This window comes from Streptomyces sp. NPDC036813, assembly GCF_055609245.1.
This window is the reverse complement of the sequence record NZ_JBVJPV010000002.1, coordinates 52,867-76,404: the sequence shown is the minus strand read 5'-3', so window position 1 is coordinate 76,404 and position 23,538 is coordinate 52,867. Positions and strand designations below refer to the sequence as shown.

Here is a 23,538-nt window from a genome sequence, read left to right as displayed (position 1 = left end):
TCACTGCGAGTGCAGGCGCAGCAGGGCGCTCACCCGCTTGCCGACGGGGACACGTTCGGCGGTGACCTGCGCCGCCAGTGCGTGGACGATCTCCAGACCGTGGCGGCCGACCCGCTCGGGATCGCGCGGGAAACGCATCGGCAGAGCGGCGCTGCTGTCGTAGACGGACACCGTGACCGCGGCGTCCGTGCCCTCCAGCTCCAGGATGTAGGGGCCGTTGCTGTGCCGTTCGGCGTTGGTGACGAGTTCGCTGACGACGAGCAGCAGGGCTTCCTCGGCGCGGCCGCCGATCTCGGCGCACCACTCCGTGCGCAGCTGCTCGACGAACTGCGCGGTGAAGCCGCGCGCCTCGGCGATGCTTCCGGGCTCGCCGGTGTAGTGGGTGGCCCGCCTCAGGGGCTCCACGGGTACGTCGAAACCCGTCGGTATCACTTCCCCGCCCAAGTAATCGGTCATGCGTGTCTCTCTAGGAAGCCGGTATGGCCGGACGTTGCTGCACCTGTGCTCGTACCCCGAGTCTCGCCGCGCACTCCCCGCCCGGGCCGCCGCACCGAGCGGTTTCGGTCACACGCGGTTCAGCCCGACGCCGGCGACTCGCCGGACGCTGACGCGGGCGGGGGCGGCTCGGGCGCGGGCGGCTGAGAGGTGGGCGGCGACAAGGTGGGGGGTGCGGAACCGGACGACTCCGAAGATGGCGGCTCGGAGGACGGCGGGGCCGGGACCGACGAGGACGCGCTGGACGTCTCCGGCACCGGGTGGGTGGGGCCGACGGACGTGGACACGCTCGACGAGGGGGTCGGCGAGGCGGGCGGGTGGGTCTTGCGGTCGTGGCCGCCGGTGTCGCCGCGGTGCCGGGCGATCCAGGTGTGGTGGTCGGGGTCGTAGAGGACGAAGACGGTGATGACCCGGGTGCTGGGGGCGACCGCGACCACGTCGGAGGAGCGGTACGACGGCCAGGAGTCGCCCTTGCGGGTGACGGTGCCCTGCTGGGCGACCGGCGGGGTGAGCGGGTTGCCGCAGGCGCAGCGCACGCTGGGTGTGCCGTGGTCGTCGATGAGGACGGCGGTGCCTGCCTGGAGGACGGCCTGGTAGCTGGTGGCGGCGCCGTCGCGGTAGCCGTGGTTGGTGACGCGGGTGTCCATGCGCAGCTGGACGGGGGTCAGGGAACGCAGGTAGGCGGGTACCTGGTCGGCCCGGACGCCGGCGACGGCGGCGAAGGCGCGGTTCTTCTCGGGCGCCGCCGTCAGATAGCGGATCTGGCGTTCGACGTCACAACTGGAGACCGTGCGGGTGCCGCCGTAGAGGCCGGGTGCCGAGCCGTCGACGCCACGGACCGCGTTCACGGGGGCCGACGCGGTGGCGGGGGCGGCAAAGACGGGCGGCGCCGAGCTGTCGGTCGCGGTGGACGGTGTGAACGGGTCGGGGCCGGTCTTCCCGGCCGCCTGGAGGAACACCTCGCCGCCGCCGGCCGAGCCGCCGGAGCCGCCGGATCCGCCGGAGCGGCCGAGGACGACGGCGACGACCACCGCCGCGACGATCACCGCGGTGAGCACGGCGACGCGGGGAGCGGACCTCCACCAGGGGCGGCGCGGCTCGGGCGCCTGGGACGAGCCGCCGGTGGGCTGCGAGGGGGGAGGACCGGACGGCGGCCCGCCGTGGCCCCCGGGACCGGAGAGCGGGCCGGAGGGAGGGCCGGTCGGGCGGCCGGAGGGACCGGGCGGACCGGGCGGGCGGCCCGAGGAGGGTGGTTCGACGCTCACAGGCTCCTCTTCCCGGGTGGGTTCTTTGCGGCATTTCCGCTCCTGCATACCGCTTTTCTCCACACCGTCCTCATTGTCATCCGGCTTGCGGTGGGGCCGCGAGCGGACGCGGACGGCTCTCCCGGCGCGCGGGCGGGGCACCCCCTGCATAGCGTGTCGGTGTGAGCCCGCGAACCACATCCGCCCCTGCCGTCGCACGGCACGGCTGGATCCAGGCCCTGGCCACGGTGTTGTCCGGTCTTGTCGCCATGGGAGTGACGGCGGCGCTCGGGCTGTGGGCGGCCGGTGCCGCCGACCTGCCGGACGGCGGGTTCTGGCGGGTGGTGGCGGCGACCCTCGTCACGGCCGTAGGTGGCTCGGTCGAGGTGACCGGGGGCGCCGGCGCGCTCGCCGACACCGGCGCGGGGGTGACCGTGATGCCGCTGTCGGTGACCCTGGCCGGCGCGCTCGTCGTGGCGGGGGGCTTTCTGCGGCCGCTGCGTCACCGCGCGGTGGCGGGTGGAACCGAGCTGGCGGGCTGGGCGGGACGCATCGCACTGCTGTGGCTGCTCGGGCTGATCGGGCTGGCCTTCGCCGCCCGGCACACCTTCGCGATCCCGCTCGGCAACGACACGCTCAGCGATCTGGGCGAGATCTTCGGCATCAGGCCCGAGGTCGGCTTCACCACGGACGTGCCGCTGACCGTGCTGTTCGGTCTGCTGTGGCTGGCCGGGGTGCTGGCGCTCGCGCTGCTGGTGGCCCGCGGGGCGCCGCTGCCGCCGCGCGTCGTGCGGTTCGCGGACTCGGTGCGCCCGGCGGCGTACGCGATGGTCGCGCTGCTGCTGACCTGCGTCGCGGCGGGCGTGGTCGTGGGGCTGGTCGTCGCCGCGTCGCGCGGCCATGCGGCGGAGACCTTCGCGGTGATCCTGCTGGGCCTGCCGAACGTGGTCTGGCTGGCGTTCACCCTCGGTCTGGGCGCCACCTGGCACGGCCGGGTCGACGGGCCGTTCGGGCTGCCGATGCCGCACCTGCTGGACGAGGTGCTGCGCACGCCGGACGTCTCCACGCTGAACCTGCACACCCTCACCGAGCGCGACGGGAAGGCGTGGTGGCTGCTGGTCGCGGCTGCCGTGCTGGTGCTCGGGGCGGCGTTCGTGATGGCGGTGCGCTCCCCCGCCCGGGTCCGGCTGTGGCAGCACGCGGTGCACCTGGCGATCGCGCTGGCCCTGACGGTCCTGATGATCTGCCTGGTCGGCCGCATCTCCGCCCACTACGGCCTGTCCTTGATGGGCATCGGTGACCTGGGCGGGGGGCTGTCCGGCAAGCTGTTCCTGACGCCCGAGGTGTGGACGGCGGTGGGCTGGGCCCTGCTGTGGGGTCTGGTGGCCGGCTTCCTCGGCGCGCTGGCGGCCGTCCGGGTGCGCCGTCGCGGTCCCCGCCCCTGACGCCACGCGCCGGAGAGGGCCCCCTCCCCCGACGCCGGTCGCCGAAGTCGTGCCCCGCCCCTAAGGCCCGAAGACGGGCCGTGCCCAGCGTGGTGGCGCCTTCGGACCACCGTGCTCAGGCGGTACGACGCTGAGGTCCACCTCCGTGGGCGGGTGGCCGCCGGCCGCGCCTCCCGCCGCCGCCGCGCGCAGGTCGGCGACGAAGGCGAGGCAGGTCGGGTGGCGCTCGTCGGGGCTCTTGGCCAGGGCCCGGGCGAACACGGTGTCGACGGCCGCCGGCAGGTCGGGCCGGGCCTCGGTGAGCGGGGGCGGGTCGTCGTACTGGTGGGCCCACAGCAGGGCCATGTCGTCGTCCCGGCAGAACGGCGGGCGGCCGGCGAGGGTCTCGTGGACGACGCACGCGAAGCCGTAGACGTCGCAGCGGCCGTCGACCGGGCGGCCGGAGATCTGCTCCGGGGCCACGTAGTCGAGGGTGCCGACGAACTGGCCGACCGTGGTGAAGCCGGTCAGGGACAGCGACTTCTTCGTCAGGCCGAAGTCGGTGAGGTACGCGTGCTCGGGATGGTCGCTGTCGGTGCCGCGCGCGACGAGGATGTTGCCGGGTTTGACGTCCCGGTGGACCAGACCGTGCTCGTGCGCGGCGTCGAGTGCGGAGGCCACCTGGGTGGCGATGCGTGCGGCGGTCGCGAGCGGCATCGGGCCCTGCCGGTCGAGGAGATGGCGCAGGTCGCTGCCGGCGACGTAGCGCATGGCGATGTACAGCACGCCGTCGGTCTCGCCGGCCTCGAAGACCGGCACGATGTGCGGGTGGTCGATCGCGGCGGCCACCCGGGACTCGTGCACGAAGCGCCCCCGGAAGGTGTCGTTGCGGGCGAGCTCCGGCGCGAGCAGCTTCAGCGCGACGGTGCGATCCAGACGCAGGTCGTGGGCGCGGTAGACGACGGCCATGCCGCCGCGGCCGATCTCCTGCTCGATGCGGTAGCCCGCGACCTGGCGGCCGATCAGGTCGGCGGGGCGGCCGGAGAACAGGCTGGTGTCACGGCTCATCGGTTCTCACCACGCGGGTGGGGGCGTGGTCGGGCGAGGGGCCCGGCCGGGGTGCGCCCTCGGCGGCGCGGGCGGGCGGACGCTCGGCCCGGGGGGCGTCCTCGACGGCGTAGGTGCTCAGCCGGGTCCCGTCGGCGTACACCCACCGCTCGTGCGCGGCGTCGAACAGCCATACGTCCTCGCCGTCGACGACGACACCGATGCGGGTGCCGTGCGTGCGCCGGCGGAAGGTCTCGCCGTCCAGGGCACCGGCCGACAGGTCCTCGACGGCGCCGCGGTAGCGCGCGAGGGCGGCCTCGGCGCCGGCCAGCAGCGGGCGCGGGTCGGCCGTCGCGGCGGCGGGTCCGCCGGCCCGTGGCGGGTCCTGGGGCACGGCCACGAGGAGGCGGCCGTCGACCCAGGCGGACCAGCCGTTGGAGCACACCACGTGGGCCCAGTCGCCGCGCCGCTCCGCGAGCTGCACCGGCAGCAGGGCGTCCAGCGGGACCGTCGGCCGGTCCGGGTCGGGAGCCTCCCAGGCCGGCATGCCGCCCTGGGGGACGACGTGGGTGGGCGCGAAGCCGGGTACCGGCGCGGTCATGGGCGCCTGCTTCCGCACGACGGTTCGGGTGCCTGCGTCCGCGTCACGTCCGGGTGCCTACTTCCGCATCACGACGGGTTCGTGGCGCCGCAGCAGCCGGGCCACGGCCCAGCCGAAGAGCGCCGACAGCACGAGCAGCATGGCGATGTTCAGCAGCCACACGCCCGCCGCGTGCTTGAACAGCGGGTCGGAGGTCAGCTCGCCGGGCACGATCCGGCCGAGCCCGACCGTGCCCGCCATCGCGCCGAGCGCCCACCGCGAGGGCACCAGCCAGGACAGCTGCTCCAGACCGGGCACGCCGTGCAGCTTGAGCAGGGCGCCGCAGAACACCACCTGCACGATGGCGAGCAGCACCAGCAGCGGCATGGTGACCTCTTCCTTGCGCACCAGTGCCGACACCAGCAGCCCGAGCATCATCGCGGTGAACGCCAGCAGCGCGACGGCGATGGTGATCTCGACGAGCGGCGGCAGCAGGACGCCCTTGCCGCCGGGGGCGTTCAGGTCGACGCCGAGCAGCGCCACCAGGGTGAGCACGACCGCCTGGAGGATCGTCACCGTGCCGAGGACGACGACCTTGGACATCAGGTACGCCGATCTGGACAGGCCGACGGCTCTCTCCCGCTGGTAGATCACCCGTTCCTTCACCAGTTCGCGCACCGCGTTGGCCGCCCCGGTCAGGACCCCGCCGACGCACAGGATGAGCAGCGCGTTCATCGCGGTGTCCCGGGTGAGGTGGCTCCCGGCGAGGGCGCGGGCCATCGCTCCCATCACGAACGGCAGCGCGATCATGATGGCGAGGAAGGTGCGGTCGGCGCTGAGGGCCGCCGTGTAGCGGCGGATGAGGGTGCCGAGCTGCGCGCCCCAGCTGCGCGGCGCGGACGGCCGCTCCATGATCACCGGGCCTTCGCGGGGCACGCGCGGCTGCGCTCCGGCGTCGGCGTAGCGGCGGTGCTGCGGCGAGGTGCGGTACTGGCCCGCCCAGTCGCGGTCCTGGTCGCGTTCGAAGGCCTCGAAGGCCTCCGGCCACTGCTCGTAGCCGAAGAACGCGAGGGCCTCCTCGGGCGGCCCGTACCAGGCGACCCGGCCGCCGGGGGCGAGAACGAGCAGCCGGTCGCACACGTCGAGGCTCAGCACGCTGTGGGTGACGACGATGACGGTGCGGCCATCGTCGGCGAGGCCGCGCAGCATGTGCATCACCGAGCGGTCCATGCCGGGGTCGAGTCCGGAGGTCGGCTCGTCGAGGAACAGCAGGGAGGGCTTGGTCAGCAGCTCCAGTGCCACGCTGACCCGTTTGCGCTGGCCGCCGGAGAGGCTGTGCACCTGCTGTCCCGCGCGCTGTTCGAGGCCGAGTTCGCGGATGACCTCGTCGACGCGGTCGCGCCGCTCGGCCTTGGCGGTGTCCTGCGGGAAGCGCAGTTCGGCGGCGTAGGACAGGGCGGCGCGGACGGTGAGCTGAGGGTGCAGGATGTCGTCCTGCGGCACGAGGCCGATGCGCTGGCGCAGTTCGGCGTAGTCGCGGTAGAGATCGCGGCCGTCGTAGAGGACGGTGCCGTGGTCGGCGGGGCGTTGTCCGGTCAGGGCGCCCAGCAGGGTGGACTTGCCGGCCCCGCTCGGGCCGACGACGGCGAGCAGGCACTTCTGGCCGACCGGGAAGGAGACGTGGTCCAGCAGCGTCTTGCGGCCGCGGTCGACGGCGACCGTGAGGTCCTGCACGTCGAGGGAGACTTCGCCGGTGTCGACGTACTCCTGCAGCTGGTCGCCGACCAGGCTGAACGCGAAGTGGCCGATGCCGACGATGTCGCCCTGCCCGATCGGGGCGACGTCGATCGGGCGGCCGTTGAGGAACGTGCCGTTGTGACTGCCGAGGTCGGCGATCTCGTAGCTGCCGTCCGGCAGATGGCGCAGTTCGGCGTGGCGGCGGGAGACGACCAGGTCGTCGAGGACGAGGTCGTTGTCGGCGGCGCGACCGATGCGCACGGTGCGCAGGGGCAGCGGCCGCACGGTGGTGGGCCGGCGGAAGGTGCCGGTGAGGGGGGGCATCGACACCCCGGAGGGCCGGGCGGGGGCGGCCGTCGGCGGGCTGACCAGGACGACACACGGGCCGTCGGCGGGGTTGCCGAACCGGATGACGCTGCCGGGTCCGACGCCCCACTGGTGGACGCGCCGCCCGTCGGCCCAGGTGCCGTTGGTGCTGTGGTCGTCCTGGAGCGTCCAGTGGTCGGCGTCGGGGTGCAGCACCGCGTGGTGCCAGGAGACGCGGGCGTCGTCGAGGACGATGTCGCACAGGGGGTCGCGGCCGACATGGTAGTCACGGCCGGGGGTCATCACCGTGGTACCCGAGTCGGTCTCCAGCACGAGTTCGGGTGCGGTCGATGCGGCAGGGCGCTCCACCATGCCAGGATTCTACCGATTGATCCCCTTGTGCGCCGTTCGAGCGAAGAGGGCCGGGGACGGCGACCAGGTCAGGCGACCGGGGTGACCAGGACCGGGGCGGCCCGCTGCATGCGCAGCGCGTCGACCGACTCGGCGAGCAGTTCGTACTCGGTGGTGTCGTCGCTGGCGGCGATGCGCACCAGCCGCCCGGTCGCCAGCGCCTCGGCCACCTGCTCCTGCCGGGTCACGTCCGCGCACCAGGCGCGCAGCACGGCGGGGACGTCCGGCACGGTGTCGGCGACCGGCACGAGGGCGCTCGGCGGGAACGCCTCGCTCTCCGGGCGTGGGTCCAGCCGCTCGGCGATCCAGGAGGCCCGGTCGCGCAGCCACCACAGCGCGAGGGCCAGCGTGGGCGCCCGGTAGGTGCCCAGTGGTACCCCGATGCGCCGGCCGTCGCAGACGCCGTACGCCGTGACATGGCACAGGAATTCGTCGTGCACCGTCCCACTCCCCCGTCGGTCGCTCGCGCGCCGGGCCTCGCTTTCGGTGCGGCTCGTAGGCGGTGCACTACCGCCCGTGTTCGAGTATGTTCACGGCTGAATCACTGTCACCATGACTTTCCGGCCAGTCTGCTGGCATATTCACGGTCCTGGTTGGCCGAAACCCTCTGCTCCGCTTCCGCGACCCCCTCAACCTCGCTGGCAGCGGCCCCTTACCTCGCGGGTAATCGACCCCGCCGTCGCGCTCGGGCACGGTGGTCTCACCGGATCACACCGATCCCCGATCCGGGTCACGACATCGCCGTACGACCTCGTGGAGGGTGATTCACCATGTCCGTGCCCACCGACCGCTACGACTCCGCCGTCGCCCGCTACTTCGAAGCCTGGAACGCCGCCGACGCCGAGGCGCGCGCCAAGGCGGTCGCCGCCGCCTGGACGGCCGACGGCAGCTACACCGACCCGCTCGCCGACGTCCGCGGCCACGACGCGATCGCCGCGCTCATCGCCGGTGCCCGTGAGCAGTTCCCAGGGTTCGTCTTCCGGCTCACCGGCGCGGTGGACGGGCACCACGACACGGCCCGCTTCTCCTGGGAGCTGGTGAGCGAGACGGACGGCTCGGCTCCGGTGGCCGGCTCCGACGTGGTGACGCTGGACGGCGAGGGACGCATCCGCGCCGTGCTCGGCTTCCTGGACCGGGTGCCGGCCGGGGCCTGAGCCGGCACCGATGAGTTCTCCGGCGGCCGGCGGTCTGCCCACTAGGACCACCGACCGCACGTCGGACCACCGACCGCCGGAGGATGTCATGACGACCCACAGCGCCGTGGACGCGGAGTTCACCGCCGTCCTGCGCAAGAGCCCCGCCAAAGGCGGCTGGACCTATGTGGTCTGGCCCGAATCCGTCGACTTCTTCGGCACCCGCGGACTGGTCAAGGTCCGCGGCACCGTCGACGGTCACCCCTTCGAGAGCTCCTTCATGGCGCTCGGCGACGGCACCCACAAGCTCCCCGTCAAGGCCGACGTCCGCCGGGCCATCGGCAAGGAGGAGGGCGACGCGGTGACCGTGCGGCTCACCGAACGGCTCGGCCGCTGAACAGTCGCCTCAGCCGTCCGCGCAGCCGTCTCGCCGATGGCTCAGCCTTTGATCGCCGCGTCGATGCGGGCCAGCTCCTCGGCGTCGAAGTCGAGGTTGCCGATGGCCGCAACGCTGTCGCGCAGCTGCTCCGGGCTGCTCGCGCCGACCAGCGCGGAGGTGACCCGGCCGCCGCGCAGCACCCAGGCCAGCGCCATCTGCGCCAGCGACTGGCCGCGGGACTTCGCGATGCCGTCCAGCTCCCGCAGCGTGGCGACCAGATCTGCGGTCACCGCGTCGCGCTGCAGGAAGGGGCTGTCGCTCGCCGCGCGGGAGCCCTCCGGGATGCCGTCCAGGTAGCGGGCGGTGAGCAGGCCCTGGTCCAGCGGCGAGTAGGCGATGGAGCCGACCTGCAACTCGTCCAGCGCGTCCAGCAGGCCGCTCTCCTCGGGCCGGCGGTCCAGCATCGAGTAGCGCGGCTGGTGGATCAGCAGCGGGGTCCCGAGGTCGGCGAGGATGCGGGCCGCCTCCCTGGTCTGCTCCGGCGAGTAGTTGGAGACGCCGACGTACAGGGCCTTGCCCTGCTGGACCGCCGAGTGCAGCGCGCCCATCGTCTCCTCGAGCGGAGTGTCCGGGTCGGGGCGGTGCGAGTAGAAGACGTCGACGTAGTCCAGGCCCATCCGCTCCAGGCTCTGGTCGAGCGAGGACAGCAGGTATTTGCGCGAGCCCCACTCGCCGTACGGGCCCGGCCACATCAGATAGCCGGCCTTGGTGGAGATCACCAGCTCGTCGCGGTAGGCGGCGAAGTCGTCCTTCAGCGCCTCACCCAGGGCCACCTCGGCGGCGCCGGGCGGCGGCCCGTAGTTGTTGGCCAGGTCGAAGTGGGTGACGCCCAGGTCGAAGGCGGTGCGCAGGATGGCCCGCTGGGTCTCGACCGGGCGGTCCGGGCCGAAGTTGTGCCACAGTCCGAGCGACAGCGCCGGCAGCTTCAGGCCGCTGCGTCCGGTGCGCCGGTAGGGCATGTCCGCGTAGCGGTCGGGGTGTGCGGTGTACAACGCGACTCCATGAGGGGTAAGGCACGTGGTCCGGTGCGTGGAACCGGTACCCACTCTGGCCTGACCTGGTGGCAGTGGTCCAACAGGAGAATCCGATGGGATTGTGCGACTAGGCTGCACAATCATGGAACTGCGCCATCTCCAGCACTTCGTCGCCGTCGCCGAGGACCAGCACTTCACCCGGGCGGCCGAGCGGCTGATGGTCTCCCAGTCCGGTCTGTCGGCCTCGATCCGCGCGCTGGAGCGGGAGTTGCAGACACCACTGTTCGTGCGCACCACCCGCCGGGTCACGCTCACCGAGGCGGGACGGGCCCTGCTGCGGGAGGCGGAGCGGATCCTGGCCGGGGTGCGGGCAGCGCACGAGGCGGTCGCCGCCGTGCAGGGCGTGCTGCGCGGCACCTTGTCGCTGGGTACCGAGCAGTGCATCGCCGGGGTGAACGTGGCCGGGCTGCTCGCCGCTTTCCGGCGCAGGCATCCGGACGTCGAGATCCGGCTGCGCCAGACCGGCTCGGGCGCGCTCGCCGAGGAGGTCGCCGCCGGGCGCCTGGACTGTGCCTTCGTCTACCGCACCCAGGCCGACACCGAGCAGCTGCGCTCGGTCGCGCTGGCCGGTGAGCCGATGACGGTGCTGTGCCATCCCACGCACCGGCTGGCCGAGGCCGGCGCCGTGGTCACGCTCGACGACCTCGGCGGCGAGGTCTTCGTCGACTTCCACCCCGACTGGGGTCCGCGCGGCGCCACCGACGCCGCCTTCGCCGCCGCGGGTGTGCGGCGCACGGTCGCGCTGGAGGTGAACGACGTGCACAGCCTGCTGGACCTGGTCGACGAGAACCTCGGCATCGCCGTGGTGCCGCGCCACTTCCGCCACAAGCGGCCGTCGCTGACCGCGCTGCCGGTCAAGGGCGCGGACCACCCGGCGTACGAAACGGTGGCCCTGCTGCCTCCCCCGCAGTCCACCAGCCCGGCGGCCCGGGCACTGATGACACTGCGGGAGAGCGACGGCGCCTGCGCGTGACACGCGGACCGCAGACACCGCCGGCCGGCGGCGCCGCGTGATCCGGAAACGGGGAGCGCCGCGGGGCGGCGTGCGCGATGGTGGACGTATGCATGCGAAGGACATCCTCATCGACGGCTACGGCCGCATCCGGGAAGAAGTCCATGCCGCCGTCGAGGGGCTGGGCCCGGACCAGCTGACCGCCCGCCCCTCCGCCGACGCCAACTCCATCGCCTGGCTGATCTGGCATCTCACCCGGGTCCAGGACGACCACGTCGCCGACGCCTTCGGCCTCGACCAGGTGTGGCTGAGCCAGGACTGGGAGAAACGGTTCGGCCTGGACCTGCCCCGCAAGGACACCGGGTACGGGCACACCTCGGCCAAGGTCGCCAAGGTGCGTGTCGACTCCCCCGATCTGCTCACCGGCTACTACGACGCCGTGCACGAACAGACCCTGTCGGCCCTGCGCACGCTCGCCGCCAAGGACCTGGAGCGCGTCGTGGACGAGCGCTGGGACCCGCCGGTCACCCTCGGTGTGCGCCTGGTCAGCGTCCTGTCCGACGATCTCCAGCACGTCGGACAGGCCGCCTACGTCCGCGGACTGCTCTAGACCTGCTCCAGGCCGTGTCGCCCGGATCATCCGGACGTCGCGGGACCTTACAGCGCGTAGCCCGGCAGGATCACGTCCTCGATGAGGGTCTTGCGCTCGTCGAACGGGATGAACGCGCTCTTGACCGCGTTCACCGTGACCGTGCGCAGGTCCTCGAGGGTCCAGCCGGCCTGCTCCACCAGCAGGGACATCTCGCGGGTCATCGTCGTGCCGGACACCAGACGGTTGTCGGTGTTGAGGGTGACCCGGAAGCCGAGGTTCTTCAGCTCGGTGATCGGGTGCTCGGCTATGGAGGTGGCGCAGCCCGTCTGCAGGTTGGACGTCGGGCACATCTCCAGCGCGATGCGGCGGTCACGGATCCAGGAGGCGAGACGGCCGAGCTTGCCCTCCACGATGTCCTCGGTGATCCGCACGCCGTGTCCGATGCGCTGGGCGCCGCACACCTGGAGGGCCTGGTGGATGCTGGGCAGGCCGTGCGCCTCGCCCGCGTGGATGGTGAACGGCACGCTCTCGCGGCGCAGGTGCTCGAAGGCGGCGAGGTGGTCGGCGGGCGGGAAGCCGTCCTCGGCCCCGGCGATGTCGAAGCCGACGACGCCGGCGTCACGATAGGCGACGGCCAGGTCGGCGGCCTCGCGGACCCGGTCGAACATGCGCATGCCGCACAGCAGGGTGCCGACGCGGACGGGGGTGCCGGCGGCGGCCGCCTTCGCCATACCGGCGGCGAGGCCCTCCTGGACCGTTTCCACCACCTCGCTCATGGCCAGCCCGCCCTGCGTGTTCAGCTCGGGGGCGTAGCGCACCTCGGCGTAGACGACGCCGTCGGCGGCGAGGTCGAGGACGTACTCCTCGGCGGTGCGCAGCAGGCCCTCGCGGGTCTGCATCACGGCGAGGGTGTGCTCGAAGGTGGCGATGTAGCGGACCAGGTCGCCGGAGTTCGCGGCCTCGTAGTACCAGGCGGCCAGCTCGTCGGGGTCGGTCGTGGGCAGCGTGTGGCCGATCTCGGCGGCCAGCTCCACGACAGTGGCGGGGCGCAGGCCGCCGTCCAGGTGGTCGTGCAGGACGACCTTGGGCAGGCGACGGATCACATCGGCGTCTACGCGCGTAGCGGTCATGGCGAGTCTTTCCTCGAGCGGGGTGGTTCGGAAGATGCGGGCCTGGATCGGGCAGCAGGGCCCACGGCCTCAGCCGGCGGGCTGGAGCAGGTCCCAGCGGTTGCCGTACAGGTCCTGGAAGACGACGACGGTGCCGTACGGCTCGTGCCGCGGATCCTCCAGGAAGGTCACACCGGCGGCCGCCATGCGGGCGTGGTCGCGGGCGAAGTCGTCGGTGTGCAGGAAGAAGCCGACGCGCCCGCCGGTCTGGTCGCCGACGCGGGCCGCCTGCGCCTCGCCCTTGGCCCTGGCCAGCAGCAGGCCGGTGCCGTGGGTCCCGGCGCCGGGCTCGACGACGACCCAGCGGGAGCCGTCGGGGCGCGGGGCGTCCTCGGCGAGACGGAAGCCGAGGGCCTCGGTGTAGAAGCGGATCGCCTCGTCGTAGTCGTCGACGACGAGGGTGACCAGGGCGATGCGTCTCATCGGAACCTTCCGTCCGGGTGGTTAGCGGGAGAGGTTATACGTAAAACGTCGTGGACGCCAGTCGCCTTCGCGGACCTAGGACGACAGCCCTGCCCCGGCCCGGACCGGGACCCGAGGTGCCGGCACCAGCCGGCGGTTACGGTCCCTGCCATGAAGATCACCGATGGGCCCCGGGACGCGGCGCGCCGGCACCGGGACGTGCTGGCGCGGCTGGAGCGGGAGCGGGACGTGTGGGTGGCGACGGCGGACGCCGGGGGCCTGCCGTGCCTGGTGGCGCTGTGGTTCGTCTGGGACGGCGAGTCACTGTGGATGTCGACCCGGCTCACCAACCCGACCGGCCGCAATCTCCGCGACGGCCGACGCGCCCGGCTGGCGTTCGGCGACACCGAGGACGTGGTGCTCATCGACGGGGAGGTGGAGACCTACGGCGCGGCCGAGGTGCCGTCGGCTGCGGTCGGGGCGTACAGGGAGCGGACGGGCGGGGATCCCCGGGGGGACAGCGCGTCGTACGCCTTCTTCCGGGTGCGGCCGGTCGCGGTCCAGGCATGGGGGGGCGTTCACGAGTTGCCGGGACGGCATCTGATGCGCGACGGCGTGTGGGTGATCCAGACGGCCGTCTCCACCGGGTTCCAGGTCGGTCCCGCCAGGCCCCGGGCCGCGGCGCCGCATCAGCCGGTGACCGGGGCCTACGATCCGCCCGGGGCGTTCGCGGGTGGCTCGGGCAGCCAGTCGCGTGCCGGGTCGTACTCCAGCCACCGGCTCCGCCCCGCTTGCCCGGCGCAGGCGGCCATGAGGCCGGCCAGTCCCGGATGCCCGTCGCCGGCGCGCCACAGCAGGGACCAGGCGTACACCGGCGTGGGGTCGACCAGCGGGACGCAGCGCACGCCGGGGACGTCCGGCAGGGGGACGTCGGCGGGGAGCAGCGAGAAGCGGTCGGGCTGCTGCGCCACCTCGGCGAGGAAGTGGGCGAGGCCCAGGTTGATGCTCGTGCCGCTGGTCCGGATGGCGAACCGCTCGGCGAACTGGTGGAGGAAGTCGAGCCGGTCGAGCGGGCCGGGAGCCCACAGCAGGCTGCCGCTCAACTGCTCGGGGCGCAGCACCGGTTCGGCCGCGAGGGGATGGTCAGCGCCGAGTACGGCGTCCACCGGCTCCAGGCGGATGAGCCGGTGTGCCAGTCCCGGCGGCAGCGGGGGGTGGACCCGGCCGAAGGCCGCGTCGACGTCGCCGTCCAGCAGGGCCGCGGTCACCGACGGCAGGTCGCGCCCGTGCCCCAGCACCAGTTCCCCGGTCCGCCCGGCGACCTGGGCCAGCGTCCGCATCGGCGCGTAGAGGTGCCCGAAGACGTCCACCCGCAGGGGACGGTCCTTCCCCAGGGCCGCCGCGATCGCGGCGTCCGCCGCGGCCAGGGTCTGCCGGGCCGGCGACAGGAAACGCCGGCCGGCGTCGGTGAGGCGCACCCCGTTGCCGTCGCGCCGGAACAGCTCGGTGCCGAGCAGGGATTCCAGCCGCGCGACCCTCTTGGACAACGCCTGCTGGGAGATGGCGAGCGTTGCCGCCGCCCGCCCGAAGTGCAGTTCTTCGGCGGTGCGCACAAAGGCGCGCACCTGCGCCATGTCGAGATCCATCGCCCTCACCTTAGGCGACAACCCGAAGTTGTCGGTGCTGCCCGGGGGTTGTTGGATGGCGGGACAGCCGCGACGGTTGGATTCCCGGCATGCGAAGACTGATTCCCACGTGGGACGCCGCACGTCCGGTCGTGTTCGCCGAGGTCCCCCAGCCCTTCCCGGAGCCCGGTGAGGCACTGGTCAAGGTGGAGGCGTTCGCGCCCAACCGGGGTGAGACGTTCCTGCTCGAACATCCTCGGCCGGGGCTGCTGCCCGGCAAGGACATCGCGGGGCTCGTCGTGCAGGCGGCAGCCGACGGCTCGGGCCCCGGCATCGGCACCCGTGTGGTCGGGCATCCGCCGCAGGGCGGCTGGGCCGAGTACGCGGCCGTGGCCACGCATTCCCTCGCGGTGCTCCCGGACAGCGTCGAGTGCGTACGGGCAGCGGCCCTGCCCCTGGCCGGGATCACTGCGCTGCGGCTGCTGCGTACGGCCGGTTCCCTGGCCGGCAGGCGGGTGCTGCTGACCGGCGCCTCGGGCGGGGTCGGCCACTACGTGACCGAGCTGGCCGTCGGGGCGGGCGCCGAGCTGACCGCCGTGACGGCCACGCCGGTGCGCGGCGAGCGGCTCGCGGAGCTGGGCGCGCAGGTGGTGCACGAGGTGGCGGCGGCGCACGGGCCGTTCGACGTCGTGCTGGAGTCCACGGGTGGGCCGGATCTGCCGGTGGCCCTGGCGAAGGTCCGTCCGGGGGGCATGCTGGTCTGGTTCGGCCAGGCGAGCCGCACCCCGGTGACCCTCGACTTCTTCGACCTGCTGAGCGGGCCCGAACGCGTCACGATCCAGCACTTCCACTACGCCGGGGCCCCGTACGGCGCCGATCTCGCGGCGCTGGTACGCCTGGTGGAAAAGGAGCGGCTGCATCCGGAGATCGGCCGGGTCGCCGACTGGACGCGGACCGCCGACACACTGGTGGATCTGCGGGAGCGCCGGATTCGCGGCAAGGCCGTCCTGCTGACGGGAGGAGCACGATGAAGGCATCGGAGTTCGCCGCGGCCCAGTGGACCCGTGCCACGGGCGCGGGCGTCGATCCCCACGAGTACCGGCGCGTCACGGACGCCCTCACCTCCGTCGCCGACTGGGGGCCGTCCTTCCTGCGCACCGGGCGGGCCTACCTGCGGCGCGCGCAGAACGCCGGATCGTCCGTCTCCGCGGGGGAGCATCTGCTGATGGCGGCCCGCTGGTTCCACCTCGCCACGCTCGCGCCCTACGCGCAGGCGAGCCGTGCCGCCGCCGAGGCGGACGACGCGCTGAGCCGGGCGCTCACCGTGCTGGAGCCCGATGCGCGGCGCGTGAGCGGTGAGGGATTCACCGGGTGGCTGCGCGGCCCCTCGGACGCCCCCGGCACCGTGGTCGTCGTCCCCGGCCTGGACTCCGCCAAGGAGGAGTTCCTCGGCGTGGTGTCCGCACTGCTGGCCCGAGGTCTGGCGGTGTTCGCGATGGACGGTCCCGGGCAGGGCGTCCTCGCCGCCACCACGACCCTTGCACCGGACTACGAACGGATCGTCGGCCGGGTCGTCGACGCTCTCGGCGTCGCACGCGTCGGGCTCGTCGGTCTCAGTCTGGGCGGCTGGTTCGCGGCCCGGGCCGCGGCCCTGGAGCGGCGGGTGGCGGCGGTCGCCACCGTCAGCGGCCCCTTCCGTCTCGACTGGGACGAACTGCCCCTGCCGGTGCGGGACATCATGGCCCGGCGCTCCGGAGGGGCCGACGCCGGGCGCGACTTCGCCCGCCAGGTGGACCTCACCGACCTGGCACCGCGCATCACGGCCCCGCTGCTGGTCGTGGACGGGGGCCGGGACGTCATCCCCGGCGTGATGAACGGCGAGCCGCTGGCCCGGCTGGCGCCGCGCGGCACCTACCTGTCCGTGCCCCACGGGGACCACCTCCTCGGCAACGCACGGCCCGACTGGCTGCCCCATGTCACCGACCACCTCACGCACGCACTGACGGACGCACCCGCATGAGGCACCGCGCCTGAGCACCAGGGGGCGACAGCCGCTCGGGCGTCACAAGGTGCTCTCCTGGGGGTTACCCGGTGGTAATTCCCGGTGGTTTGATGGCCCGCGCCACTCAACGCCCTTCATCCACAGGGAGATCCAGTGACGCTTCCCGCACCGCGCCGCACCCTGGGCGCAGCCGTGCGCCGCCGCACTGGCCGGCGCGGCACCCGCGGCCGCGGCCGATCCCGCGCCGTCGCTGAGGGTGCTGACGTACAACACCTTCCTCATGAGCAAGACCCTCTACCCGAACTGGGGCCAGGACCACCGGGCCGCCGAGATCCCGAAGGCGTCCTTCTTCCACGGCAACGACGTCGTGGTCCTGCAGGAGGCGTTCGACAACTCCGCCTCCGACGCGCTGAAGAGCGCCGCCGCGGCCGAATACCCGTACCAGACCCCGGTGGTGGGGCGCGGCAAGGACGGCTGGGACGCGACCGGCGGTGCGTATTCGTCGACGACGCCGGAGGACGGCGGCGTCACCGTGCTGAGCAAGTGGCCGCTCCTGCACAAGGAGCAGTACGTCTACAAGGACGCCTGCGGGGCGGACTGGTGGTCCGACAAGGGCTTCGCGTATGTGGTGCTGAATGTGAACGGCGCGAAGGTGCACGTCGTCGGCACGCACACGCAGTCCACGGACCCGGGCTGCGCTGCGGGCGAGGCCGCGGCGGTGCGCAGCCGGCAGTTCAAGACGATCGACGCCTTCCTCGACGCGAAGAACATCCCGGCGAACGAGGAGGTGCTGGTCGTCGGCGACATGAACGTCGACTCGCGCAGCGCCGAGTACGGCTCGATGCTCGCCGACGCCGATCTCGTCGGGGCCGACGCGCGCATCGGCCACCCGTACTCCTTCGACACGCGGGAGAACTCCATCGCCCACTACCGCTATCCCGACGACCCGCGCGAGGACCTCGACCACCTCCTGTACCGCACGGGGCATGCCCGGCCTGCGGGATGGAAGAACGAGGTGGTCAAGGAGCAGTCGGCGCCCTGGACGGTGTCGAGCTGGGGCACCGACTACACCTACACGAATCTCTCCGACCACTACCCGGTGACCGGCTACGCGGGCTGAGACTCCTGCCCGTTGAGGGCGTTCAGCCGTGACAGCTCGTCGTCGGTGAGGCGCAGGGCTCCCGCGGCCACGTTCTCCGCGAGGTGGCCGGGGTTGCCGGTGCCGGGGATGGCGAGCACGTGGGGGCCCTGGTGCAGCGTCCAGGCGAGGCGGACCTGCGCCGGGCTCGCGCCGTGGGCGCGGGCGACGTCGAGGACCGCGTCGTCGTGCGCGGTGGTCGCGCCCTGCTCGCCGGCCTGACCGGCGACGGCGTAGAACGGCACGAAGGCGATGCCCGCCTCGCCGCACAGCCGCAGCACCTCCTCGCTCTCCGGGGTGCGGTGGTCGAGCCCGTAGCGGTTCTGCACGGACACCACCGGCGCGATGGCCCGCGCCTCGGCGAGGTGCCGGGCCTCGACGTTGGAGACGCCCAAATGGCGGATCAGACCGGCCTCGCGCAGTTCGGCGAGGGCGCCGAAGTGCTCGCTGATCGACTCCTGGCTCATCCTGCGCAGGTAGACGAGGTCGAGGTGGTCGCGGCCGAGCTGGCGCAGGTTCTCCTCGACATGCCCGCGCAGTTCCTCGGGCCGCGCGGGGGTGCCCCACTCCCCCGTGTACGTGCGGAACGGCCCGACCTTGGCGGCGATCACCAGGTTCTCCGGGTACGGCGACAGCGCGCTGTTGATGATCTCGTTCGCGGAGCGCAGGGAGGAGAAGTAGAAGGCGGCCGTGTCGATGTGGTCGACACCGAGCTCGACCGCCTTGCGCAGCACGGCCATGGAGCGGTTCCGGTCGCTCGGGGTGCCGTGGTGGAAGGCCGCGCTGCCCGTCAGCCGCATCGCGCCGAAGCCGACGCGGCTGACGGTGAGGTCGCCGAGCTTCCAGGTGCCCGCCCGGTCTGTGGTGATCGTTTCCGTGGTCATCGGCGGATCCTATCTGTGTGGTCTCGCGGACCGTTCCTCGCGCTGCGCGGGCCGCGGCTCAGCCGAGCGGCTTGTCCAGGACGGCCTTGCGGTGGCTGAAGGTCTGAAGGGAGTACCGGCCGTGGTAGCTGCCCATGCCGCTCTCGCCGACGCCGCCGAACGGCAGGTCGGAGACGGTGAGATGGGCGAGCGGCAGGCCCTGACCGAGTCCGCCGGAGGAGGTCTCGTCGGCGATGCGGCGGCGGGTGTCTCCGGAGTCGGAGAAGACGTACAGGGCGAGCGGCTTGTCCCGGTCGTTGATGAAGTCGATGGCCTCGTCCAGGCCGGACACGGTGACGACCGGCAGGATCGGGCCGAAGATCTCCTCCCGCATCACGGGGGACGCGGGGTCGACGTCGGCGAGGACGGTCGGCGCGATGTACTTGGCGTCACGGTCGCTGTCGCCGCCGACGACCGCACGCCCGGAGTCCAGCAGTGCGGTGAGCCGGTCGAAGTGGCGGTGGTTGACGATGCGGCTGTAGTGCGGGGAGGTCTGCGGGTCGGTGCCGTAGATCTTCTCGACGGCGGCGGCGAGGGCCGTCTCGAGGGCGGCGGCCGTGGTGGGGTCGGTCAGGACGTAGTCGGGGGCGACACAGGTCTGGCCGGCGTTGAGGAACTTGCCGCGCACCAGCCGGTCGGCGACGACGTCGAGGTCGGTGCCCGCGTCGACGAACGCCGGGGACTTTCCGCCGAGTTCGAGGGTGACGGGGGTGAGGTGCTCGGCGGCGGCGCGCATGACGATGCGGCCGACGGTGCCGTTGCCGGTGTAGAAGATGTGGTCGAACCGTTCCGCGAGCAGGGCGGTGGTCTCCGGGACGCCGCCCTCGACGACGGCGACCGCGTCGGTGTCGAGGTGCGCGGGCAGCAGCCGGGCCAGCGCGGCGGAGGTGGCGGGGGCCAGCTCGCTCGGCTTGACGACCACGGCGTTGCCGGCTGCGAGAGCGCCGACGAGCGGGGCGAGCAGGAGTTGGGCGGGGTAGTTCCAGGGGGCGATGACGAGGACCACGCCGAGGGGGTCGTACTGCGTCCAGGCGGTGGCGTCGGCGCCGAGGTGCGCAGGGACGGGGGCCGGTTCGGGGCGCAGCCAGTCGTCGAGGTGGTCGAGGGTGTGGTCGATCTCCCGGACCGTGAAGTCGATCTCCGTGCGGTAGGCCTCCGGCTCGCTCTTGCCGAGGTCGGCGTTAAGGGCGGCGGCCAGTTCGGCGCCCTGGTCGGTGAGCATCGCGCGCAGGGCGTGCAGCTGGGCGGTGCGCCAGGCGACGGGCTTGGTGCGACCGGTACGGAAGGTGGCGCGCAGCCGGGCGACGGTGGCGCTGATCTGCTCGGGGGTCTGGTTCACAATGCCTCCTCGGTGGATGCATTTGCCAACCTTTCAGGTACCGAAATGAATTCCCGCAGGTGACGGAGGTCACCGGACCAGCTCCCCGCGGCGACGCTCCAGGTAGCCGCGTTCGGCGGGGTCCGCGGCGAGCGCGAGGGCCCGGTCGTACGCCCGCACGGCGTCCGCCGTACGCCCCAGCCGGCGCAGCAGGTCGGCGCGTACGGCGTGGAATACGTGATAGCCGGCCAGGTCCAGGGCGTCCACCAGCGCCAGCGCGGGTTCGGCGCCCTCGGTCTCGGCGACGGCCACCGCGCGGTTGAGGGCGACGACCGGGCTCGGCGCGAGGGTCATCAGGTGGTCGTACAACTGCCGGATCTGAGCCCAGTCGGTGGCCTCGGCGGTTCGTGCGTCGCTGTGCACGGCGTTGATCGCGGCCTGGATCTGGTAGGGCCCCGGCCGGTTACGGCGCAGGCAGCGGCGGACCAGGTCCTGTCCCTCGGCGATCAGCGCGCGGTCCCAGCGCGAGCGGTCCTGCTCGGGCAGCGGGATCAGGGCGCCGGTGGCGCCGGTGCGCGCGGGACGGCGCGACTCGGTGAGCAGCATCAGCGCGAGCAGGCCGGTGACCTCGGGTTCGTCCGGCATCAGGTCGGCCAGCAGGCGGCCCAGCCGTACCGCTTCGGCGCACAGTCCCGGATCGCCGGCGTGGCCCTCGTTGTAGATCAGATAGACCACGGCGAGCACCCCGCGCAGGCGGTCGGGCAGGTCGGCGTCGCGGGGCACGCGGTACGGGATGCGGGCGTTGCGGATCTTCGCCTTGGCGCGCACGAGGCGCTGGGCCATCGTCGGCTCGGGGACCAGGAACGCGCGCGCGATCTGCTCGGTGCCGAGACCGCCGAGCAGCCGCAGGGTGAGCGCGACCTGGGCGGACGTGGCGAGCGCGGGGTGGCAGCAGGTGAAGATCAGACGGAGCCGGTCGTCGCGCACGGGGCCCTCCTCGGCGGGCGGTTCGGCGGCGTACAGCCGGGCCGCCTCGGCGTGCCGGGCGTCCCGTGTCGCCTCGCGCCGCAGCCGGTCGACGGCGCGGTTGCGGGCGGTGGTGATGATCCACCCGGCGGGACTCGGCGGCACGCCCTTGGCCGGCCAGGTCCGCAGGGCCACCGTGAAGGCGTCCTGCACCGCTTCCTCGGCGAGGTCGATGTCGCCGAGGAAGCGGACGAGGACGGCGACCGCGCGGCCGTACTCCGCGCGGAAGACGGACTCGACGTCTGCGGTCATCGGTCCGCTTCGCCCATGAAGGGCCGGACCTCGATCGGCAGGGTGGTCGCGAGGGCGGCCTTGCGACCCCAGTCCAGGGCCGCGTCCAGATCGGGCGCCTTGATCAGGCAGATGCCGCCCAGGTGCTCCTTGCCCTCGGCGTACGGGCCGTCGGTGATCAGCACGTCGCCGCCCTTGGGGCGCAGCACGGTGGAGGACTCCGGTCCGTGCAGTCCCCCGGCGAACACCCAGGCGCCGGCCTGGCGCAGTTCCTGGTGGAAGGCCTCGAGGTTCGCGCCGATCTCGGCGAGCACCTCGGGCGCGGGCGGCTCGCCGCCCGGCTGCATCACGCTGAGCAGGTAGTACGTCATGACGGCCTCCTCGGCCTCGTGGGGTTGTCTCACCTCCTACACGAACGACCGTGGCCCGGATCGACACCCGGGCCGAAGGAATCGCGAAAAACTTACGCCGGTGCCGGTGCCGGTGCCGGTACCGGAGCCGGTGCCGCGCGTCGCCTAGCTCGTGAACGGCACCCGCGCGGCAGGCGGCGACGCCGGGGCGGACGGGTGGCGCCACAGCCCCTGTGCGGCCAGCCGCGGCAGTACGCCCTCACCGAACCAGTACGCCTCTTCCAGGTGTGGGTAGCCGGACAGCACGAACTCCTCGATGCCGAGGGCCGCGTACTCCTTGATGCGTTCGGCGACCTCGTCGTGGCTGCCGACCAGCGCGGTGCCGGCGCCGCCGCGCACCAGGCCGATGCCGGCCCACAGGTTGGGGTGGATCTCCAGGCCGTCGCGGCCGCCGCCGTGCAGCGCGAGCATCCGCCGCTGGCCCTCCGACTCGCTGCGGGCGAGCCCGCTCTGCACCGCGCGCACGGTCTCGGGGTCGAAGCCGGACAGCAGCCGGTCCGCCTCGGCCCACGCCTGTGCTGCGGTGTCACGGGTGATGACGTGCAGCCGGATACCGAAGCGCAGGGTGCGGCCGTGCCGGGCGGCGAGATTCCTGATCCAGGCGATCTTCTCGGCGACCTGCGCGGGCGGTTCGCCCCAGGTGAGGTAGACGTCCACATGGCAGGCGGCGATCTCCCCCGCGACCGGGGAGGAGCCGCCGAAGTACACCTGCGGGACGGGGTCGGGCAGCCGGGCGAGCGACGCGGCCTCGACCCGCAAGTGCTCGCCGTGCAGATCGACGCTCTTGCCCTCCCACACGTCCCGCACGATCTCCAGGAACTCGCCGGTACGGCGGTAGCGGGCGTCCTTGTCGAGGAAGTCGCCGTAGGCGCGCTGCTCCTGACTCTCGCCGCCGGTGACGACGTTGAGCAACAGCCGTCCGCCGGTGTGCCGTTGGAAGGTGGACGCCATCTGCGCGGCGAGCGTCGGGGAGACGAAGCCGGGCCGGAAGGCGACGAGGAACTTCAGCCGTTCGGTGTTCTGGCTGACCATCGCTGTGGTCAGCCACGCGTCCTCGCACCAGGCACCGGTCGGGGTGAGCGCACCGACGAAGCCGAGGTCCTCGGCGGCGCGGGCGATCTGGCTCAGATAGCCGACCGTGGGCGGCCGGTCCCGGCCGGAGGCGGTCGCCGGGGTGCCGTGGCCACCGCCGACGACATCGCGGCTGTCGCCGTTGGTGGGCAGGAACCAGTGGAAGGTGAGGGACACGGGGGTTTCTCCGTTCGCGAAAGCCGGACCGGCGCGGCGGGGCTGAGGGTGGCCGTGGGGCGGGGTGGTCAGCTCGCCGCGGCCAGGACGGGGATGCGGTGCAGGGCCGCCCCGAACTGGTCGACGACCTGCTGCAGGGCCTCCGCGGTGGCCGGGGCGACGGTCACCGAGCCGTCCTCGCGGACGGTGATGTCCTTGTCGAGGGTGAACCAGCCCGGGACGATGTGCGCGGCGCCCATGGAGTTCAGCACCGGGCGCAGCGCGTAGTCGAGCGCCAGGACGTGTGCGGTGCTGCCGCCGGTCGCCAGGGGCAGGACGGTCTTGCCGGTGAGCGCGTACTGCGGGAGCAGGTCCAGCAGCGCCTTCAGCACGCCGGAGTACGCCGCTTTGTAGACGGGTGTGCCGACGACGACCCCGTCGGCGCGGGCGAACAGTTCGGCGGCCTCGACGATCGCCGGGTGCCGGAAGTCGGCGCCGAGGAGGGCATCGGCGGGGACCGTGCGCACGTCGAGCGGGATGACGTCGTGGCCCTGCGCGGCCAGCCGCTGGTCGAGATGGCGCAGCAGACGGGCGGTGCGGGAGGAGGCGGAGGGGCTGCCGGAGACGGACAGGACGGTGGCCATGGGTCCTCTTTCGTGCAAAAGCTCCGGTG

General features: G+C 72.9%; 24 protein-coding genes and 1 pseudogene. 9 read left to right on the top strand and 16 right to left on the bottom strand.

The window, feature by feature from the left end; translation table 11 throughout:
- Entirely contained in the window at nucleotides 1–456 is a 456-nt protein-coding gene (locus tag ACZ67Q_RS04395) for an ATP-binding protein (protein ID WP_471176225.1), read from the bottom strand.
- Between the two features lie 119 nt (nucleotides 457–575).
- On the bottom strand, nucleotides 576–1,760 hold the full coding sequence (locus ACZ67Q_RS04390; RefSeq protein ID WP_471176222.1) for a DUF6777 domain-containing protein: 1,185 nt from the start codon (nucleotides 1,758–1,760) through the stop codon (nucleotides 576–578).
- A 161-nt stretch (nucleotides 1,761–1,921) separates the two neighbouring features.
- Between ACZ67Q_RS04390 and ACZ67Q_RS04385 the strand changes: the two genes are divergently transcribed.
- The gene (locus ACZ67Q_RS04385; RefSeq protein ID WP_471176220.1) at nucleotides 1,922–3,184 is read left to right on the top strand and encodes a streptophobe family protein; all 1,263 of its coding nucleotides are present in this window, start codon (nucleotides 1,922–1,924) and stop codon (nucleotides 3,182–3,184) included.
- 60 nt (nucleotides 3,185–3,244) lie between these two features.
- Here the strand turns inward: ACZ67Q_RS04385 and ACZ67Q_RS04380 are convergent, their stop codons facing one another.
- From ACZ67Q_RS04380 to ACZ67Q_RS04365, 4 genes are all read right to left on the bottom strand, one after another.
- Complete coding sequence (locus tag ACZ67Q_RS04380) at nucleotides 3,245–4,231, bottom strand: serine/threonine-protein kinase (protein WP_471176218.1); 987 nt, start codon at nucleotides 4,229–4,231, stop codon at nucleotides 3,245–3,247.
- A complete protein-coding gene (locus ACZ67Q_RS04375; RefSeq protein WP_471176216.1) occupies nucleotides 4,221–4,811 on the bottom strand; it encodes a hypothetical protein in 591 nt (196 codons plus the stop codon). The genes ACZ67Q_RS04380 and ACZ67Q_RS04375 overlap by 11 nt, the downstream gene beginning before the upstream one ends.
- 57 nt (nucleotides 4,812–4,868) lie before the next feature.
- Nucleotides 4,869–7,205, bottom strand: coding sequence for an ABC transporter ATP-binding protein/permease (locus tag ACZ67Q_RS04370; protein WP_471176214.1), 2,337 nt, complete (start codon nucleotides 7,203–7,205; stop codon nucleotides 4,869–4,871).
- A gap of 68 nt (nucleotides 7,206–7,273) precedes the next feature.
- Nucleotides 7,274–7,684 (bottom strand): hypothetical protein, encoded by a 411-nt coding sequence (locus ACZ67Q_RS04365; RefSeq protein WP_471176211.1) that lies wholly within the window; start codon nucleotides 7,682–7,684, stop codon nucleotides 7,274–7,276.
- A 330-nt stretch (nucleotides 7,685–8,014) separates the two neighbouring features.
- Here ACZ67Q_RS04365 and ACZ67Q_RS04360 point away from each other — a divergent pair, with 330 nt between their 5' ends.
- Together ACZ67Q_RS04360 and ACZ67Q_RS04355 are read left to right on the top strand one after the other, a co-directional pair.
- Entirely contained in the window at nucleotides 8,015–8,398 is a 384-nt protein-coding gene (locus tag ACZ67Q_RS04360) for a nuclear transport factor 2 family protein (RefSeq protein WP_471176208.1), read from the top strand.
- Between the two features lie 88 nt (nucleotides 8,399–8,486).
- Nucleotides 8,487–8,774 carry a DUF1905 domain-containing protein gene (locus ACZ67Q_RS04355; protein WP_471176205.1) on the top strand — a complete coding sequence of 96 codons (288 nt, stop codon included), beginning with the start codon at nucleotides 8,487–8,489 and terminating at the stop codon, nucleotides 8,772–8,774.
- A gap of 41 nt (nucleotides 8,775–8,815) precedes the next feature.
- Here ACZ67Q_RS04355 and mgrA read toward each other — a convergent pair whose 3' ends face one another.
- Nucleotides 8,816–9,808 carry an L-glyceraldehyde 3-phosphate reductase gene (gene mgrA / locus ACZ67Q_RS04350; protein WP_471176203.1) on the bottom strand — a complete coding sequence of 331 codons (993 nt, stop codon included), beginning with the start codon at nucleotides 9,806–9,808 and terminating at the stop codon, nucleotides 8,816–8,818.
- Nucleotides 9,809–9,932: 124 nt separating this feature from the next.
- Between mgrA and ACZ67Q_RS04345 the strand changes: the two genes are divergently transcribed.
- Together ACZ67Q_RS04345 and ACZ67Q_RS04340 are read left to right on the top strand one after the other, a co-directional pair.
- A complete protein-coding gene (locus ACZ67Q_RS04345) occupies nucleotides 9,933–10,823 on the top strand; it encodes a LysR family transcriptional regulator (RefSeq protein WP_471176200.1) in 891 nt (296 codons plus the stop codon).
- A gap of 88 nt (nucleotides 10,824–10,911) precedes the next feature.
- A complete protein-coding gene (locus ACZ67Q_RS04340; protein WP_471176197.1) occupies nucleotides 10,912–11,412 on the top strand; it encodes a mycothiol transferase in 501 nt (166 codons plus the stop codon).
- A 47-nt stretch (nucleotides 11,413–11,459) separates the two neighbouring features.
- Here the strand turns inward: ACZ67Q_RS04340 and ACZ67Q_RS04335 are convergent, their stop codons facing one another.
- Both ACZ67Q_RS04335 and ACZ67Q_RS04330 read right to left on the bottom strand, forming a co-directional pair.
- Nucleotides 11,460–12,524: an adenosine deaminase gene (locus tag ACZ67Q_RS04335; RefSeq protein ID WP_471176195.1), complete on the bottom strand. Its 1,065-nt coding sequence runs from the start codon at nucleotides 12,522–12,524 to the stop codon at nucleotides 11,460–11,462.
- A gap of 69 nt (nucleotides 12,525–12,593) precedes the next feature.
- Nucleotides 12,594–12,986, bottom strand: a complete 393-nt coding sequence (locus tag ACZ67Q_RS04330) for a VOC family protein (RefSeq protein ID WP_471176192.1) — start codon at nucleotides 12,984–12,986, stop codon at nucleotides 12,594–12,596.
- Nucleotides 12,987–13,136: 150 nt separating this feature from the next.
- Between ACZ67Q_RS04330 and ACZ67Q_RS04325 the strand changes: the two are divergent.
- Nucleotides 13,137–13,592, top strand: a pseudogene (locus tag ACZ67Q_RS04325) (pyridoxamine 5'-phosphate oxidase family protein); the annotation flags it as partial.
- Between the two features lie 80 nt (nucleotides 13,593–13,672).
- Here ACZ67Q_RS04325 and ACZ67Q_RS04320 read toward each other — a convergent pair.
- Nucleotides 13,673–14,611 (bottom strand): LysR family transcriptional regulator, encoded by a 939-nt coding sequence (locus ACZ67Q_RS04320; RefSeq protein WP_471176190.1) that lies wholly within the window; start codon nucleotides 14,609–14,611, stop codon nucleotides 13,673–13,675.
- A gap of 89 nt (nucleotides 14,612–14,700) precedes the next feature.
- On the opposite strand from ACZ67Q_RS04320, the gene ACZ67Q_RS04315 reads away from it, so the two are divergent.
- From ACZ67Q_RS04315 to sph, 3 genes are all read left to right on the top strand, one after another.
- Entirely contained in the window at nucleotides 14,701–15,621 is a 921-nt protein-coding gene (locus tag ACZ67Q_RS04315; RefSeq protein ID WP_471176187.1) for a zinc-binding dehydrogenase, read from the top strand.
- Nucleotides 15,618–16,610, top strand: coding sequence for an alpha/beta hydrolase (locus ACZ67Q_RS04310; protein WP_471176184.1), 993 nt, complete (start codon nucleotides 15,618–15,620; stop codon nucleotides 16,608–16,610). Before ACZ67Q_RS04315 ends, ACZ67Q_RS04310 begins: the two co-directional genes overlap by 4 nt.
- 262 nt (nucleotides 16,611–16,872) lie before the next feature.
- The gene (gene sph / locus ACZ67Q_RS04305) at nucleotides 16,873–17,712 is read left to right on the top strand and encodes a sphingomyelin phosphodiesterase (RefSeq protein ID WP_471176182.1); all 840 of its coding nucleotides are present in this window, start codon (nucleotides 16,873–16,875) and stop codon (nucleotides 17,710–17,712) included.
- Here sph and ACZ67Q_RS04300 read toward each other — a convergent pair.
- From ACZ67Q_RS04300 to ssuE, 6 genes are all read right to left on the bottom strand, one after another.
- Nucleotides 17,700–18,614 (bottom strand): aldo/keto reductase, encoded by a 915-nt coding sequence (locus tag ACZ67Q_RS04300; RefSeq protein WP_471176179.1) that lies wholly within the window; start codon nucleotides 18,612–18,614, stop codon nucleotides 17,700–17,702. The genes sph and ACZ67Q_RS04300 overlap by 13 nt on opposite strands.
- A 58-nt stretch (nucleotides 18,615–18,672) precedes the next feature.
- Entirely contained in the window at nucleotides 18,673–19,992 is a 1,320-nt protein-coding gene (locus ACZ67Q_RS04295) for an aldehyde dehydrogenase family protein (RefSeq protein WP_471176177.1), read from the bottom strand.
- Nucleotides 19,993–20,061: 69 nt separating this feature from the next.
- Nucleotides 20,062–21,249: an RNA polymerase sigma factor gene (locus ACZ67Q_RS04290; RefSeq protein WP_471176174.1), complete on the bottom strand. Its 1,188-nt coding sequence runs from the start codon at nucleotides 21,247–21,249 to the stop codon at nucleotides 20,062–20,064.
- Complete coding sequence (locus ACZ67Q_RS04285; RefSeq protein ID WP_471177668.1) at nucleotides 21,246–21,599, bottom strand: YciI family protein; 354 nt, start codon at nucleotides 21,597–21,599, stop codon at nucleotides 21,246–21,248. The genes ACZ67Q_RS04290 and ACZ67Q_RS04285 overlap by 4 nt, the downstream gene beginning before the upstream one ends.
- Before the next feature lie 144 nt (nucleotides 21,600–21,743).
- Nucleotides 21,744–22,886 carry an LLM class flavin-dependent oxidoreductase gene (locus ACZ67Q_RS04280; protein WP_471176172.1) on the bottom strand — a complete coding sequence of 381 codons (1,143 nt, stop codon included), beginning with the start codon at nucleotides 22,884–22,886 and terminating at the stop codon, nucleotides 21,744–21,746.
- 68 nt (nucleotides 22,887–22,954) lie between these two features.
- Nucleotides 22,955–23,509 carry an NADPH-dependent FMN reductase gene (ssuE, locus tag ACZ67Q_RS04275; protein ID WP_471176169.1) on the bottom strand — a complete coding sequence of 185 codons (555 nt, stop codon included), beginning with the start codon at nucleotides 23,507–23,509 and terminating at the stop codon, nucleotides 22,955–22,957.
- Nucleotides 23,510–23,538: the final 29 nt, after the last annotated feature.